The organism is Acidisoma sp. (assembly GCF_035492295.1).
Classification (GTDB): domain Bacteria; phylum Pseudomonadota; class Alphaproteobacteria; order Acetobacterales; family Acetobacteraceae; genus Acidisoma.
Genome location: NZ_DATJJK010000158.1, coordinates 1 through 15,177, shown reverse-complemented (window position 1 = coordinate 15,177; position 15,177 = coordinate 1). Strand labels below are relative to the sequence as shown.

General features: G+C 64.0%; 13 protein-coding genes. 7 read left to right on the top strand and 6 right to left on the bottom strand.

The window, feature by feature from the left end; translation table 11 throughout:
* Window positions 1-291 precede the first annotated feature (291 nt).
* Entirely contained in the window at window positions 292-858 is a 567-nt protein-coding gene (locus VL752_RS11170) for an HPF/RaiA family ribosome-associated protein (protein ID WP_325355157.1), read from the bottom strand.
* 192 nt (window positions 859-1,050) lie between these two features.
* Between VL752_RS11170 and VL752_RS11165 the strand changes: the two genes are divergently transcribed.
* The 5 genes from VL752_RS11165 to VL752_RS11145 all read left to right on the top strand — a co-directional run bounded on the left by VL752_RS11165 (window position 1,051) and on the right by VL752_RS11145 (window position 6,331).
* Complete coding sequence (locus tag VL752_RS11165; protein WP_325355155.1) at window positions 1,051-1,578, top strand: DUF1003 domain-containing protein; 528 nt, start codon at window positions 1,051-1,053, stop codon at window positions 1,576-1,578.
* Between the two features lie 270 nt (window positions 1,579-1,848).
* Window positions 1,849-2,865, top strand: coding sequence for an ABC transporter substrate-binding protein (locus VL752_RS11160; RefSeq protein WP_325355153.1), 1,017 nt, complete (start codon window positions 1,849-1,851; stop codon window positions 2,863-2,865).
* A gap of 25 nt (window positions 2,866-2,890) precedes the next feature.
* Entirely contained in the window at window positions 2,891-4,366 is a 1,476-nt protein-coding gene (locus tag VL752_RS11155; RefSeq protein WP_325355151.1) for a sugar ABC transporter ATP-binding protein, read from the top strand.
* A gap of 1 nt (window position 4,367) precedes the next feature.
* Window positions 4,368-5,372: an ABC transporter permease gene (locus VL752_RS11150; RefSeq protein WP_325355149.1), complete on the top strand. Its 1,005-nt coding sequence runs from the start codon at window positions 4,368-4,370 to the stop codon at window positions 5,370-5,372.
* Window positions 5,369-6,331, top strand: a complete 963-nt coding sequence (locus VL752_RS11145) for an ABC transporter permease (RefSeq protein ID WP_325355147.1) — start codon at window positions 5,369-5,371, stop codon at window positions 6,329-6,331. The genes VL752_RS11150 and VL752_RS11145 overlap by 4 nt, the downstream gene beginning before the upstream one ends.
* A gap of 62 nt (window positions 6,332-6,393) precedes the next feature.
* Here the strand turns inward: VL752_RS11145 and VL752_RS11140 are convergent, their stop codons facing one another.
* The gene (locus tag VL752_RS11140) at window positions 6,394-6,801 is read right to left on the bottom strand and encodes a response regulator (RefSeq protein WP_325355145.1); all 408 of its coding nucleotides are present in this window, start codon (window positions 6,799-6,801) and stop codon (window positions 6,394-6,396) included.
* A 226-nt stretch (window positions 6,802-7,027) separates the two neighbouring features.
* Here VL752_RS11140 and VL752_RS11135 point away from each other — a divergent pair, with 226 nt between their 5' ends.
* Window positions 7,028-7,762, top strand: coding sequence for a Crp/Fnr family transcriptional regulator (locus VL752_RS11135; protein WP_325355143.1), 735 nt, complete (start codon window positions 7,028-7,030; stop codon window positions 7,760-7,762).
* 65 nt (window positions 7,763-7,827) lie between these two features.
* Here VL752_RS11135 and VL752_RS11130 read toward each other — a convergent pair whose 3' ends face one another.
* The gene (locus VL752_RS11130) at window positions 7,828-9,111 is read right to left on the bottom strand and encodes a hypothetical protein (protein WP_325355141.1); all 1,284 of its coding nucleotides are present in this window, start codon (window positions 9,109-9,111) and stop codon (window positions 7,828-7,830) included.
* A gap of 321 nt (window positions 9,112-9,432) precedes the next feature.
* Window positions 9,433-9,879, bottom strand: a complete 447-nt coding sequence (locus VL752_RS11125) for a BLUF domain-containing protein (RefSeq protein WP_325355139.1) — start codon at window positions 9,877-9,879, stop codon at window positions 9,433-9,435.
* Window positions 9,880-10,225: 346 nt separating this feature from the next.
* Here VL752_RS11125 and VL752_RS11120 point away from each other — a divergent pair, with 346 nt between their 5' ends.
* Window positions 10,226-10,876 carry a hypothetical protein gene (locus tag VL752_RS11120; protein WP_325355137.1) on the top strand — a complete coding sequence of 217 codons (651 nt, stop codon included), beginning with the start codon at window positions 10,226-10,228 and terminating at the stop codon, window positions 10,874-10,876.
* A 112-nt stretch (window positions 10,877-10,988) separates the two neighbouring features.
* Here VL752_RS11120 and VL752_RS11115 read toward each other — a convergent pair whose 3' ends face one another.
* Together VL752_RS11115 and VL752_RS11110 are read right to left on the bottom strand one after the other, a co-directional pair.
* Window positions 10,989-11,681 carry a hypothetical protein gene (locus VL752_RS11115; RefSeq protein WP_325355135.1) on the bottom strand — a complete coding sequence of 231 codons (693 nt, stop codon included), beginning with the start codon at window positions 11,679-11,681 and terminating at the stop codon, window positions 10,989-10,991.
* Between the two features lie 171 nt (window positions 11,682-11,852).
* The coding region (locus VL752_RS11110) for an autotransporter domain-containing protein (protein WP_325355133.1) at window positions 11,853-15,177 on the bottom strand (3,325 nt) is incomplete at its 5' end.

The window sequence follows — 15,177 nt, the reverse complement described above, 5'->3', positions numbered from 1 at the left end:
CTCTGGACGTTGAATCCGGCGCACCCCTTGTCCATCTCCGCGTCGGCCTTCGGGCCCGTGGCAGAGAGGGGATGCGCGATGCCGTTCGATGGAACCGGGTTCGAGAAACCGCGCAAGGGACCGGGCGACGGGACGCCGGCCCATCGCCCAGCCCTCGCGGAGGCCCTTTCCTGGGCGCTTTCCTTTTGCGTCGTCTGGATTCCCTTTCTGGCGGCCGTCCTTTGGATCGAACTTAGCTGATCCGAGCGGCGTCAGGGGGGCCCGGAGGATCCGCCGACTATGCTCGCCGGATCATGGTCTGGGAGCGACGCGCACCTTCCCGGCGACGGGTCCCGACTCTCCCTCCTCTTCGACATAATGCACCACCATCCCCTCCCGCAGATCCGCGAGGCTCGCATTGGTCACGCTGTCCTGGTGAAAATAGAGCTGGGACCCGCGGCTGGTTAGCAGGAAGCCATGATCGGCGCCGGGTTCGATGAGCATCACTTCGCCGGTCAAGGCCGAGCCGGTCGGCTTGGTCGTATCCTCCGTCAATTGCGCCTTCCAGGCATCAAGCCGCCGTTCGGCCGCCCGAAAGGCATCGCGCACCGAACTGTAGGCGCTGGGATGGGCGTGGTGCTGTCGGGCCTTGTGCGGCTCCCGCGAGACCACAAGATCCCGCCCGGGCACGGACAGAGTGATGTGCACGTCCACGACATTCCCCCTCCTATGCTGCTGATGCAACGCCTCGACCGAGACGCGGCAGCCGATGAGCCGTCGCGAACGCCTGTCGAGCCGCTCAGCCTGGCGGCGAATCTCGGCCTCGAGGGATGATGAGGACTGCATGTTATGAAAAGCGATGTCCAGCGGCCGATCCATGCTTGGTCTCCTTCTCGTCCGGCTGCGCAATTGGCGCAGCCTGCAGTGCGGCCCCGCTCGCGCTGCCGCGATGCCGCGGCCGTCATACAGATGTCGGGATCCGGGGGTCGATGCTCAAGGGGGGCGCTCTCGGGGCATAGTGGCGCCCCCGGGCGCAGGCTAGAGTGAACCCGCAAAGGAGTTTCCTCTACCATGTTCGGATTCCACCACAGATTGGGCGACGAAGAACTTCGGCTGCTGGCGAAGCTGCGCGCGCAGGCACGCCGTCCGAAACCGCTGGACCACGAGGGCCCGCGAAGCATGGGCGCGAAGGTCTCGGACGCGGTCACCGCGCTCGTCGGCTCATGGCCGTTTATCATCGTTCAGAGCTGTCTGCTCATCCTGTGGATGATGGCCAATACGATCGCCTGGATAAAGCACTGGGACCCCTATCCGTTCATCCTGCTTAATCTGGTGCTGTCCTTCCAGGCCGCCTATACCGCGCCGATCATCATGATGAGCCAGAACCGCCAGTCGGAACTGGACCGGATTGCGGCCAAGAATGATTACGACGTCAATCTCAAGGCGGAGCTGGAGATCGAGCTTCTGCATCAGAAGATCGACCAGATGCGGGAATCCGAGGTCGCCAAGTTGACGGAGATGGTGGACAAGCTGCAGACGGCGCTTTTGCAGACCCAGCCGTTACGCAACGATGACAGCGGTGAGACTGTCCAGACCTGAAGCCCTGCGGTGGGTCGGGTGACGCGAGACAGGACATCAGGCCGTAGCCCCCCGGGAGGACAGCCGATCCACGGAATCACTCGCTTTGGCGGCCTGTGCGATCGCGGCTACCGCGTGGCCCGCCCTTCTCCCAACACGTCTTTCGGGTATGGTTGACAGCCAGTGCCGCGCCACTGACAATGTTCAGATTAAACGACGTCCACCGCCAAGATCGGGATCGGCGAAGCCGGCCCAAGAACAAGCCCAGCAGGGCAAAAGGGGAAGAAGACCGTGAAGAAAGCGCTTCTCGCGACGGCCATGACATGTGCCGTCTCATTCGTGGCCAGTTCGGCCTTTGCCGCCACCGCCAGCGATCGCATCGCCCTCTCCAACAACTATGCCGGCAATTCCTGGCGCCAAGCCATGTTGCAGAGTTGGGCCAAGGTCACCAAGGCGGCGGTCGCGGACCACGTCGTGGCCGCGGCCGACGCTTTCACGACGGCTGACAAGGAAGTGCCGACCCAGGCAGCCCAGCTACAGAACCTGATCCTGCAGGGCTATAATGCGATCGTCATCGACGCGGCCTCGCCGGAGGCGCTGAATGGCGCCGTGCAAGCCGCCTGCGACGCCGGCATCACCGTCGTCTCCTTCGACGGCACGGTGAGCGCGCCCTGCGCCTATCGCGTCGGCATCGACTATGTCGGCATGGGCCGCGCCCAGGTCGATTATCTCGCCAAGCGGCTGCCCCAGGGCGGCAATCTGCTCGAGATTCGCGGCCTCGCCGGAACCTCGATCGACAATCTCATCCACCAGGGGATCGAGGAGGGCGTGAAGGCCCATCCCAATTTCAAGATTGTCAGCTCCGTCACCGGCAACTGGGACGAGGCGACGGCCCAGAAGGCCGTCGCGACCGTCCTGCCCTCGCTGCCTGAGATCGCCGCCGTCGTCGACCAGGGTGGGGACGGCTATGGTGCGGCGCAGGCCTTCACCGCCGGTGGCCGCAAGGTGCCTATCATCATCATGGGCAACCGCCAGGACGAGCTCGCCTGGTGGAAGAAGGAATACGAGAAGAACGGCTACCAGACCTGGTCCGCCTCCATCGCGCCGGGTGGCGTTACCCTCGCCTTCTGGGTCGCGCAGCAGATCCTGGACGGCAAGAAGGTGCCGCACGACATCACCTTCCCCGCCCTGACCGTTGACCAGTCCCAGCTGAACGATGCGCTGAAGGCAGCCCCGGTCGGCGGCGTCTACAATACCGAGTATAGCCAGGCCGATGCGATCAAGGCGATCGCGGCGAGCTCCAAGTAGCATCCGCGAGGAGGACCGGCCAGGGATGATGCAGCAACCGGCGTCGCTCATCGAGCTCAACGGCGTTACCAAACGCTTCGGCGCCGTGCAGGCGCTGCGCGGCGTCGATCTCGTGATCCCGGCAGGCGAAGCCCTCGGGCTCGTCGGCCATAACGGCGCCGGCAAGTCTACGCTTATGCACATCCTGACGGGGGCGGTGGCGCCGAGCGAGGGCCACCTCTCCGTCACCGGTCTCGATCTCGGAAGCCGCTACTCCATTGCCGCCGCGCAGCGGCTCGGCATCCGTTGCGTCTTCCAGGAACTGTCCCTCTGCCCCAATCTCACGATCGCCGAGAATGCGCGGATCATGCATCCCTCGATCCGCGGGCCGGGCTGGCGACGGCGCGCGGGGCGGCTGATCCGCGCCGAACTCGACGCGATCTTTCCCGGCCATGGGATGAGCACGGAAACCCTGGTCGCCGATCTCTCCATCAGCCGCCGCCAGATGGTGGAGATCGCGCGGGCCTTCAGCGTCTCGGACGCAGCACCCAAGCTGGTGATCCTGGACGAACCGACCTCCTCGCTTGATGCGGCAACATCCGAGCAGCTCCTCGCCTTCACCCGGCGCTTTGTCGCAACCGGCGGCAGTGTGATTTTGATTTCCCATATTCTCGGCGAGATCCTCCATACCTGCGACCGTATCGTCGTGATGCGGGACGGCAGGGTGGTGGCGGAGGACATGGCCACGGCCTTCGACCGCACGCGCCTGGTCGAGACCATGGGCGGCGCCCGCGCACTCGATGACGAGGAGCCGCCGGCGACCCGCACCCATGCCCGCGGCCAGACGCCGCTGATGGTGCGGGCCCGGCCGAAGGCGCAGCACGGCGGCATCGAACTCCAGGCCCATGAGGGCGAAATCGTCGGGCTCGCCGGCTTCTCCGGCCACGGCCAGACGGACCTGCTGATGGAGGTGCTGGAGGCAGGCGCCCACGCCTCGGCCCGGGTTTCGGCTATGGCGGGCGTCGCCCTCGTCGCCGGCGACCGGCAGGTGGACGGGGTCTTCCCCCTCTGGTCGATCGCCGAGAACATCACCATCCGTTCCCTCGCCCGGCTGCGGCGCAGCCTGCTGCTCTCTCCCGCCAGCGAAGCCGAGATGGCCCGCGACTGGCAGCAGCGCATCGGCATCCGCACACCCAACCTCGACAACCCCATCCTGTCGCTCTCGGGCGGCAACCAGCAGAAGGCGCTCTTTGCCCGCGCCCTCGGTTCCGATGCCCGGATCCTGGTGATGGACGACCCGATGCGCGGGGTCGATATCGGCACCAAGCTCGATGTCTACGATCTCATTCGCAGCGAGGCCGCCAGCGGCCGGACCTTTCTGTGGTACACCACCGAACTCGAGGAATTGCGCAACTGCGACCATGTCTACGTTTTCCGGCACGGCCGGATCGTCGCCGAGATCGAACGAGCGGATCTGACCGAACAGCAACTCATCCATGCCTCTTTCCAGGAGGCCGCGTGACGTGACGCCTGCCAGCTCCTCCGTCTCCGGCGGGGCGTCCAAGACCACGGCGCGCCGGTTCTCGGCCAGCCGCTTGCTGAGGACGCTGCTGCCGGCGATCTCCCTCGCCCTCGTTCTTCTGGCGATCGCGAACTTCAACCCGAGAGCGATCAGCTATTTCGGCTTCACGCTGATGCTGAACCTCGCGATTCCGGTGGCACTCGCCACCATCGCGCAGCTCATGGTCATCACCGTCAATGACCTGGATCTCTCCATCGGTGCCTTCGTGGGCTTCACCGGCTGCGTGACGGCAACCTGGCTGCCGAACCAGCCGCTGCTGGGCTGCGCGATTCTGATCGGGTCCATCGCGGTCTATGCGGGGCTCGGCGCGCTGATCCATCTGCGCCGGCTGCCCTCGATCGTGGTGACGCTCGGCATGAGTTTCGTCTGGCTTGGCCTCGCCATCCTGATCCGGCCGACGCCAGGCGGCACCGCCCCCGGCTGGCTGCACGGTTTTGTCAGCCAGCGCCTACCCTGGGTGCCCTTCCCCGTGGTCGCCGCCATCGTCATTGCGGGCGTGGTCCATTTCGGCCTGATGCGGACGACCTACGGCACCACGCTGCGCGGTGTCGGCGGCAACGCCAATGCGATCGAGCGGGCCGGATGGTCCCTGCTGCGTGCGAAGATGACGGCCTATGCCTTCGCCGGAGTCTTCGGCGTGCTCGCGGGCCTCTCTCTGGTCGGCGTTTCGACCTCGGCCGATGCCAATATGGCCAATGGCTACACGCTGCTGTCCATTGCTGGCGCGATCCTGGGCGGCGCGGAATTCGTGGGGGGCCGGGTCTCGCCCATCGGCGCGGTAATCGGCGCGCTGACGCTGCAGCTGGCCGCGGTCGCGCTCAATTTCTTCCACATCGCGGCCTTGCCCAACCTTCGTATTCCGCAGGAATGGCAGGTTGGGGCGCAGGGGATCATCCTCATCCTCATCCTGGCGGCACGGGCGCTGATCAACAGGGGCGATCGATGAGCGGCCGCAGCATGAGCTATTTTCGCTGGCTGAGCGGCCGACCCTGGCTGTGGTCCTTCCTCGGCGCGCTGGCCGTCTGGCTCCTCGCTATCGTCGTCTCGCACGGCCAGGGCGCGGGTGGCATGCTCTCCGCCGCCCTCGCCTTCTCGGTCTTCACCGTGCTCGTCGGCATCGGCCAGATGTTCGTCATCACCCTTGGTCCTGGCAATATCGACCTCTCGCTGCCGGCCAATATCGGCCTCAGCGGGGCCGTCGCCATGACGGTGATGGGCGAAGCCGACGACCGCATCCTGCTCGGCCTGGCCATGGCCGTGATCGTCGGCCTTGCAGTCGGCGGCTTCAATTATCTCCTGATTCGCCTGCTCCGCATCCCGCCCATCATCGCGACGCTCGCGGCGAGCTTCATCCTGGTCTCGGCCGGCATCAGCTACGGCCGCGGACTGCAGATCACGCCGCCGCCGGCCTTCGCCCAGTTCACCGTCATGCGGATTGGCGGCATTCCCGTGCTTGCTTTGGCGACACTGGTTCTGACCCTTCTCTGCGCCGTTCTGCTGCACCGGACCATCTATGGCCGGTCGGTTCTGGCGACGGGCCAGAACATGCGCGCAGCCCGCCTCGCGGGCGTGAAGGTGGAGCGGGTGCGGCTGCTCACCTACCTTCTCTGCGGGGCCTTCGGCGGCCTCTGCGGCGCGCTGCTTGCAGGCTTCACGGGTGGCTCGTCGCTCGACATGGGGGCCGAGTATCTCCTCAGCTCGATCGCGGTGGTGGTCATCGGCGGCACGGCTGTCGCCGGGGGTGCGGCCAACCTGCCCGGCATCTGGGGCGCGTCGCTGTTCCTCTTCATGGTGGTGACGCTGCTCAATACGGCCGGATTCGGCCCCGGCTTCCGGGACGTCATGACCGGTCTGATCATCATCGCCGTCATCACCATTGCGGGCGGACAGCGCCGCTTGCGGTAGAGAGGGATCGTGTCAGAAAGAAGCGACCCGCAATCTAACTGACACGGATCCCACACCCGACGCTATTGATAGGGGCGCGCCATGCCCCTGCCCAACTGTGCCTGCGCTAGCTTGGCAAGAAGCGTTTCCGTGACGACCGGCTTGCTGACGATGGGGATCCCCCGAAACCGCTCAGGGACACGCAGATCCTCCCCGTATCCCGTGAAGAAAACGAACGGCACGGCAAGCGCGCCCAACTTGTCCGCGACCACTTCCGCGGTTTCATGCCCAAGATTGAAATCCACGACGGCCAGGGTCGGCTTTGTCGTCTCAAGCAGTGTCAGCGCCTCAGCGACACTTGGAACCATCCAGCATTCCCTGGCCCCCAATCCGAGCAGCAGGCCCTCCACATCAAGGGCGATCAGCGCCTGATCCTCGACGATCAGGATATCCTGGCCGGCAACGACGGGAGACTTCTCATCACGTATCACGGAAGTCGCTTCGAAAGCGGCGCCGATCCGACCACATGTTTCAGGAATAAAAACCATAGCTGCACAAGGCGCCCCTTCCGAACTGCGTGACCGGAGACTTTCGTAGCCGCGAGCATCGGCCTTCCCACGATCTTCAATCACTTGTGTTCACGAGTAACATAGAAACCTGACTCTGTCGGTCCACTTGTAGACGGTTGCGACAAAGTCATTGCCTTGAGGAATGCTTATGCCCCCCCCGACCCCGCAAGAACTCGCCGGCAACGCCCTTCTTGGAACCTTGCGCGAAGACGACCGCGCGCGGCTGGTTCCCCATATGCTGGTCTTCAATCTTAAGGCCGGGGACGTGCTGCAGCGGGCGGGCGAGCCGGTGCTGGACACCTGGTTTCCCTGCGGTCCGGCCATGGCCTCATTTACCGTCAGTACCAGCGCCAACAATGAGGAAGTCGAAGTCGTGGTGATCGGTCGCGAAGGCGCGGTCGGCGGTATCGTGTCGAACGGCAGCCTGCCCTCCTTTGCCACCGCAATCACGCGCAACCCGGGCAAATTTCTGCGGATCAAGACCACGGCGCTGGAACACGCGAAGATTGACTCGATCCATCTCCGTCACTGGTTCTCCCGCTATTCAGACTGCCTGCTGGCGCAGGTCTTCCAGACGGCGGCTTGCAACGCCAAGCACACGATCACGCAGCGCGCCGCCAAATGGCTTCTTGCCGCGGTCCGGCGCAGCAATGCCAACGAGTTCGAAATGACCCAGGAGGAGTTGGCCGAGCTTCTCGGTGTCGGCCGCACCTTCGTGACGCGGACGGTCTCGAAATTGCGCGCCCAAGGATTGATCGAAACCCGGCGCGGGGTCTTCATTGTCCTGAACGAGCGCGGCCTGAGCGATCTCTGCTGCCATTGCACCACGGCGATCGAAGATCATTTCGACACGGTGATGCATGGCGTCTATCCGCCCGACTAGGTGGGATCGGAGCCGCCGCTGCCGCTCGTTGGTCCACGCCCGGCAGGTCGTGATGCAGCGCACCGTCAGCGTTCGGAGAGTTTCGTCGGCTCGGCCGGCGTGATCTCGAGGATAACCGGGTGATCGGCCAGATTGACCGTGATCTCTCTTGCGTTATGGGCGTGCTGAAGCGGCCGGATGCCCATGGTCGGATCGTAGACGGTGATATTGCCGTTCCCGCCCGCCAGGCTCACCGTGGTGGGAACTGGCGGATTGATGATCTCCTGATGGGTGAGATTGTTCCAGTCATCCGGTTCTGACCACAGGATGAGATCGAACACACCGTTGGATTTTTCGAGCAGCAGGGAATGGCTTTGCGCGCCCGATGGGAAATCCACCGAATAGTCGAGCGATGCAGGGGTGAAGCCACGCTTGCCATGGTCCGCCAGTATCGTCGTCAAATTATGAATGGCGACGGCGACCGGCTTCGGGGAATGATCCATCCGAAAAAGCCCTGATTGCGTGTCGATACCTTCGTTGGGATAGGCACTGAGCAGCTGATAGATGAAGGTCTCCGAACTGCCTTGGACAAAGGCATCCAGGAACAGATTCAGCGTGTTCTTTGCCTGCGTTGCATCATCTACTCCGCTGTCTTTCCGAGGTACGTCGAAATATCCGGCCTCTGTGATGACCTTCGGAAAAGGTGTCGCAATGGGAAACTGCTTTGCGAATTCCCCGGCGATCCGATTCCAGGGCTGCTGTCCCTGATAGCTGTAGGGATGGACATTGGCGAAATTGGCAAGGCCTGCCAGTCCATGTGCGGTATCGAGGCCCGTGTAATAATAGACTGCCGCATGCCGCAGGACCGGGAAGGAATGGACCGCATGGTAAAGGTCCCTCTGAAAGGCGACCGCGGCGGCTTGTCCATGCAATCCGTGATAGGTTACTGGATTGTTGTTGGTCTCATTCGGCCCTTCCACCGCCATGACGGAACCCGGACGGACGCGCTCCAGGATGCTGATCTGGTCAAGGGTGACGCCAATCGGCAGCGTCGGATTGACGATGAAGTCGAAGCGGTTTCCGGCCGCCGCTGCCGCGTAAAGCGCCGTCAAATCGTTGCGGTACGGAATGCCGCCGTTCGGGTCGGGCGTCGCGTCACGCAGACGGTGGATGCCGAGGTAGTCCAGGTCAGAAACTACCCGGGCATAATCAGCATAGGCGCCATCTGTATAGTTCAAATGGGTGTTAACGCCGAGCGACGCCAGAAAATCACCCACCCTGACCGCCTGGGCCGCGGAAGCCGCGGAGGCCCAGCCCAAAGCCAGCACCAGAACTCCGGCATAGGTTGAGGTTTTGGAAACTGCCTTCATCGGGGTAGCCTTGCGGTTTTCTTTTTACGTTATGATCAATCCCTTATTCCCTCTACGTGCAAAATAGGCTTGAGCTTCGCTCAGTCTCCCGGCTGCAGCTTTTTCTGCCGATTGCACCAATGGGGCGTTGCATCACCTATTTGGTCGATCCGACTACGAAGGCTCCTGCTGGTACTGACCGTTAGGAGTACGACCTTAGTTCCGCCAGCATGTTTGACCCCCCGCACTCTGCATTGTCCCCCCGGGTCCGCGGCGCGTCGAAAGCCGGCCCCGCTCCACTCAGGTCGCGTAATATGCAAAAGGCGAACAAGGATCGCGTGATTAATGAATTGTGCGATTGTGTTCGACAGCTTCGGGGATGACGAGTTTGCGAAGCATCGCGAGCACGTCATCCGCACCGGCAGCAGTGTCGATCCTGTGCTGAAGGGATGTGGACGCGAGTTCAATGTCGGCTTCGCCTGGCACGCCCACGAGCGCCATGGCCCAATTTCCGAAGTCCCGATTGGAGTGATGATCATTGTATAGAAGTTCGACATTCTCGTGCCGACGATCGCACATGATGCGGCCGAACAGGCTCTGAATGGCGTGTGACGGGCCTTCCAACACTTGCGCGTAGCCGTATGGACTGAGCAGAAGGGCTCCCGTGATGCCGCGCGCCGAGTTGTAGGCTCGGGCTACCCTGATAATGTCTTCGACATCTGCCTGGTTCTGACGGTCATCCGCACTTCGTACAGCCCGGCTTCGATAGACAATCTTGTAGATTTTCATGGCGACTGTCTCTTTATCCACGTGTCGACCTGCGGTGCCATTCTCTCACTGCTGATGCACCAGCCGCAAGATCAGTCGATGGTTGATCTTCAGTAGTTGAGCCAGCGGCGCGGAGGTCGCGAACCTGTTCATCTGGCTTAGATGCTTCATCTCTTACGACCAACTATCGAAGAACGTCCTGAAGTGCCTGGCCGCGCGGCCGAATATTACGATTGGGTCGCCCCTGACCTCCCTCCCCCTCGCTTGAGGCCTTCCAGGACCCTGCGCATCGCGGGTATTGCATCAGCGCAATCTTTTGCTAGGTTCGCCTCGCCCAAATCTGCACAACAGCCAAAAGGTGACACGCTTGGATCTTTCGCAGGCCGAGTTCGCTCGACTGATGGGCGTCTCCCGAAAATCCGTCACCGATTGGAAACGCAAAGGCCTGATCGTCATGCTCGGCGATTTGGTGGACCGCGAGGCATCGCTCAGGCGGCTCGTGGATGCGGGGAATGCCCGGGCCCTTACCGTGATCTTGGGCACGGCGGAACTTGTTACGCTGCCCAATGAACCGGTGAGCTTGCTCCCCTCCGCCAAGCCCGCGGGTCACAGCCAAGGTAACAATGTCGGCCGCCCGCCGCGGCAGCGACGCCCACGCCGAGAGACGCCGGCCGAGGCCGCCGAGCGGATTGTTCTGAGCACCGGCGGGCTGCTCAGCATGGCGGATGCTCAGACGGTGAAGGCGAGCTATCTCGCCCGCCTGCGGCAGCTGGAATACGACACCAAGGCTGGCCAGGTGGTCCACATCCGCGAAGTGGTCGAGGCGGTCGGCGCCGAATACGCCCGGGTGCGCGCCCGGCTTCTGGCGATTCCGGCGGAGCAGGCGCCGCGCCTCGCCCAGCTCAAGAGTGTGCCCGAGATCCAGGACGCGCTCATGCGAACGATCGTCGAGACCTTGGAGGAGCTGACCCGTGACGGAGATGGCCCCGCCGCTGCGCCTTCAGGCGGGCCCATATGATCGCGGCCGCAACTGCGAGCAGCCGCTGGCGGATGGCTCCAAGACCCTTCCCTTCAACCTGCGGCCGCCACCGCGCCTGAGGCTGAGCGAATGGGCGCCTTCCGAGAATGAACTAGTGCTTCGATTGCCCGGACACGATTTCGGTCTCTGACGAATGGATCGTCGGGTGATCCATAGCGTCCCAGACCACATTGTCCACGGACATCGGCTCGTGCAGCAGTTCGGCTTTTCCCGGCACCAGATGCCCGGACTTGTCGAAGTGCAGAGCAATCACCCAGTCGAAGAAATCGGAGGGCCAGCGTCCGTTCGGCAGCACGTCATGCTGATTGACGCCGAGAGCCGCCAGGATCCGTTCGATCTTCGAATGGTGCCACGAAATGAGAGTCGTCTGTCGCGCCGGCTGCGCCTTCAGCCAATGCACCAAACACGCAATATTCCCGCTCGAGCAGGGCTGGATGATCGGCATGCCGGTGGCGCCGCTCAGCGGCTCGAGCGTGAGGCGCGGCCGCGCACTCTTGGCACTGTCCGTCGAGGCTACGAGCGAATCGATATGCACCGGCCTGCCGTCCAATTTTAAATGCTCGAAATAAGTCGCATAGGCCTCGGCGCGCATGGCCCCGGCCGAACTCAGCCCCCGCCCCGTCCCGGTCTTTTCGGCGTGGCGGATGATGAAAATGGTCGCCCCGCTTAATCTGCCCTCGGCATGCTCAGCCGTTTGGGCGGAGGCCTGCTGCGCAGCCCAAGCGTCTCCGGCCGATGCCGCCAAGCCAAAGGCGAGAACACCCGCCCAGAGAACCTTCTTCATCAACCCGCCCTTCGCCTCCTGCGCGCCTGGAACCTAGTCTGTTCCGGCTGGAGCAAAGACTAGCGCAAGGGAAGGCAAGGCGGCAGCCGCAAACGGGTTTTTCGGTCATGCGAATCCCGGTGAGCCGTCCGCGCGGCGATGAACGAACGCGAACGGAAAATTCCCGCTCCGTCAGAAATGATAGGCAAGCCGAAGAGTGCCGCCCTGGGAGAGAAAATCCGAACCCCCGGCCAGATCATATTCGGCCCGGGCCTCGAAGCCACCCAGCCGATAGAGCGCGACGCCCACAGCCAGTTCACCCGTCACCCTCGGGGAATCGACATAAGTGTTGAAACTGCCGTCGGCCGAGGATGCGCCGACGAAACTTGCCGAGACGGTGCGCTGGTCGTTGGAGCGGATGCTGGCGCCGAGCGTCAGGTAGCTGCGCAGCACGGTCGCCGGATCCAGGTCGATCCGATTGCCGATTTCGAGGTTGGGGGTTGCGATGAAGGTCGTCTGGCTACTGCCGGAAACCTGCAGCGCATAGGTCGAATTCCCGCTTTCCTGATAGCCGGGCATGTGTGCGTAGACGATGTCGCCATCCAGATAGGGGCGCAGATACCAGTGCGGGAAGGTGAACTCGTAGCCCGCGCGCAGCCGGCCACCGAGCAGCAGCGTGTCGTTGTCGCTGGTCAGCCCCGCGAGCACCGCCGGCTGCGTGCCCGTGGCCGGCAGGGCGAGCACGCGGTCGTTCTGATAGCTGCCATTGGCGACCGCAACAGAACCCGCAAACAGCCATGGCCCGATCACACGTTTGAGCGCCACGCTGCCGTCGAAGGTCGTGCCATTGCCGCTTGAACCGTCCTCGCCCGATTGCCAGCTCTCGCCAAGCCCCAACGAGCCGCCGAGATACCAGCCCGGTGCCAGCTGCTTCTGCGCGCCCAGCCGGTAGGTGACAGCGGAGACGGTATCACTGCCATTGCCGGAGCTGCGATCGAGATTGGTCCAGTTGCCGATGACCTTGGACCACACGCACTGATCCTCGCCCAGCAGGGTTTCCTTGTCCGCGAAGACCGGGCAGCTCAGCGAGGCGCCGAGGATGCTGCCCGCATTGTCGATCAGCGCGCTTGACAGCGCATGCGTCGCTTCGGGCGACAGACTGTCCAGCACAGCCTTGTAACCGCCCGTGCCACCGCCGATCTGGGAGAGATAGCCGAAGACCGGGGCGAGATGCGGGTCAGCCCCATTCCAGCCGTTGGTGAGGTACTGCGCGAGCGAGGTTTCGGAGGCATCGAGCGTCACTGTCGCCGGCAGGAAATGCGCGCTCGGCGACAGCGAAAGTGTTTTTCCGTCATTGTTGACACCCCAATCGAACAATAGGGAGGACGGGGTGCTGGCATCTCCGGTCACGGATGCCGCTGTCAGGACCGCATAAGATCCAGGCAGCAGGTTCTTGGCATAAGGGACAATCGTTCCCTGCATGCTGGCTGCTTCGTCAACGGTCAGCAGGTCCGCCTTTTGCTGGGCCAGCGCGTCAATATCGACGCTCAGAGTGCCGGAGGATGTCTGCTGCAGGCTGCCGGTGACCGTGGTGCCGGCGACGTTCCCGATGCCGCCGACACTCATGGTTCCGGCATTTTCGAGGTTCGACAGGTTCAGCACCGGCCCGGCATTCAACAGGCCGTTATTGGTCATCGTGCCGGGCGTCGCGCCAAGATCGATGTTCCCGGTCACCGTGCCGTCATTCGTGACGATGGTATAGCCGTCATTCGTGAGGATTGCCGTGCCGGCCACGCCATCTGTCGTGGCAAGCATGCCGCCCTGGGCGATGGTGACGGTATTGGCGGTTGCGCCGTTATAGACGCCAAGGCTGCTGTTGCCGCCTGACAGCACAACGCCGGCCGCGCCCAACTCGCCGCCCGTATAGCCGGCATTCGTGCCGCCGATCACCGTGCCGGAGATATTCACCGAAATCGGATCGTTCGGGTAGCTATACAAGCCGGTCGCGCCCGAACTCTGCGCAAAAATCGCGACCGAGCCGACGCCGGCCGTGGAGATGAGCGCGCCAGCGTCTTCCGTAATCTGGATGCTGTTGCCGAACCCGTCACCGCCGCCGCCCTCTGTTTCCAGCGCGGCATTGCCGGCATTGTCCTCAAAGCCGCCGCCGCCCCCGATGGATTGCGCGACGATGCCGTGCGCGTTGGCGCCCGTGGTCGTGATGGTGCCGGATACCGTAACGTTGACCGTGCCCGCCTGCGCGGCGGCGTTATTGCCGCCGATAGTATTCGAGACAGGCATGGCAAGGTCGAGCGAGGGGTCACCGGCGAAGCCACCCCCGCCGCCAATGCTCTGCGCCAGAACGCCCCAGGCGCCATCGCCGGACGTCGAGGTGCTGCCGCCCGCGGTCAGGTTGACCGAGACATTGCCGGCATCGGAGCTTGGTTCGTAGGCCGCGCTCTGCTGCAGCGTGGCCTGCGCGATGTTGCCGACGCTGGCCGAGAACATGCCGCCGCCGCCGCCAATGCTTTGCGCCACGATGCCGAAGGCTCGTGCCCCTTTGGTGACGATGGCATCATCGGCTGTAACACTCACCGTGCTGGCGTCACCGGCACTGCCGATGCCGCCGCCGACATCCACGGTGAAGGTGGAGGAATCGTTCCAGGGCGCGGTCGAGAGAGTCAAACCTGCGGTATTGCCGAAGCAGGCCGTGGCGCTCACGCCCTGGAAGGCAGCCCCCGACGAATTGCTGCAACCGGCACTCGCCAGGCCGCCACTCCCGCCGATGGATTGCGCCAGCACGCCATAGGCATCATCGCCGAGCGTGACGATCTGGCCGCTGGTGACGTTGACCGCGGCGCCGTTGCCTGCGGCGCCGCCCGAGCCGCCGACATTGGCGCCGATGCCGATGGTGGTGGTGTTATCAACCGTGCCTTCCGTGCCCACGCCGCCACCGCCGCCGATGGATTGCGCCGCCAGGCCAATGGCGCCGTAGCCGGCGGTGGCGATGCTGCCGCCATTGGTCGCGACCGTCACCGCGCCGCCCTCGCCGCCCGACCCGCCGGAACCGGCGACAGAGACGGTGGCGCTATAACTGCCTTGGCCGACGCCCCCCACATAGGAATTGGCCGAGGAATCCACCACCCCGCCCACACCGCCGCCGCCGCCGATGGATTGCGCCAGGATGCCGTAGGCGCGCGCGCCGAGCGTGGAGATGCTGCCCGTATCGCTCACCTGCACCGTGCCGCCGGTGCCGCCCGTACCGCCGGTGCCACCCACAGCCGCGACCCCCTCGTAGGTCGTCGACGGATTTTGCAGCAAAGCCAGCAGTTGGTAGGCCGTGCTGATATTGGCGGCGGCATCCGAGGAGCCGCCCACCCCGCCGCCGCCGCCGATGGATTGCGCCAGGATGCCGTCGGCATCGCCGCCGCTGACATAGGCGGTGGTGCCGTCGCTGGTCGCGGCCCCGGTCTCGATACTGCCGCCATTCGCGACCAGGACGGTGCCGCCATTGCCGCCC

Coding starts and splice junctions, on each gene's coding strand:
- VL752_RS11170 (WP_325355157.1), bottom strand. CDS start 858: ATGGATCGGCCGCTGGACATCGCTTTTCATAACATGCAGTCCTCATCA.
- VL752_RS11165 (WP_325355155.1), top strand. CDS start 1,051: ATGTTCGGATTCCACCACAGATTGGGCGACGAAGAACTTCGGCTGCTG.
- VL752_RS11155 (WP_325355151.1), top strand. CDS start 2,891: ATGATGCAGCAACCGGCGTCGCTCATCGAGCTCAACGGCGTTACCAAA.
- VL752_RS11145 (WP_325355147.1), top strand. CDS start 5,369: ATGAGCGGCCGCAGCATGAGCTATTTTCGCTGGCTGAGCGGCCGACCC.
- VL752_RS11135 (WP_325355143.1), top strand. CDS start 7,028: ATGCCCCCCCCGACCCCGCAAGAACTCGCCGGCAACGCCCTTCTTGGA.
- VL752_RS11130 (WP_325355141.1), bottom strand. CDS start 9,111: ATGAAGGCAGTTTCCAAAACCTCAACCTATGCCGGAGTTCTGGTGCTG.
- VL752_RS11125 (WP_325355139.1), bottom strand. CDS start 9,879: ATGAAAATCTACAAGATTGTCTATCGAAGCCGGGCTGTACGAAGTGCG.
- VL752_RS11115 (WP_325355135.1), bottom strand. CDS start 11,681: ATGAAGAAGGTTCTCTGGGCGGGTGTTCTCGCCTTTGGCTTGGCGGCA.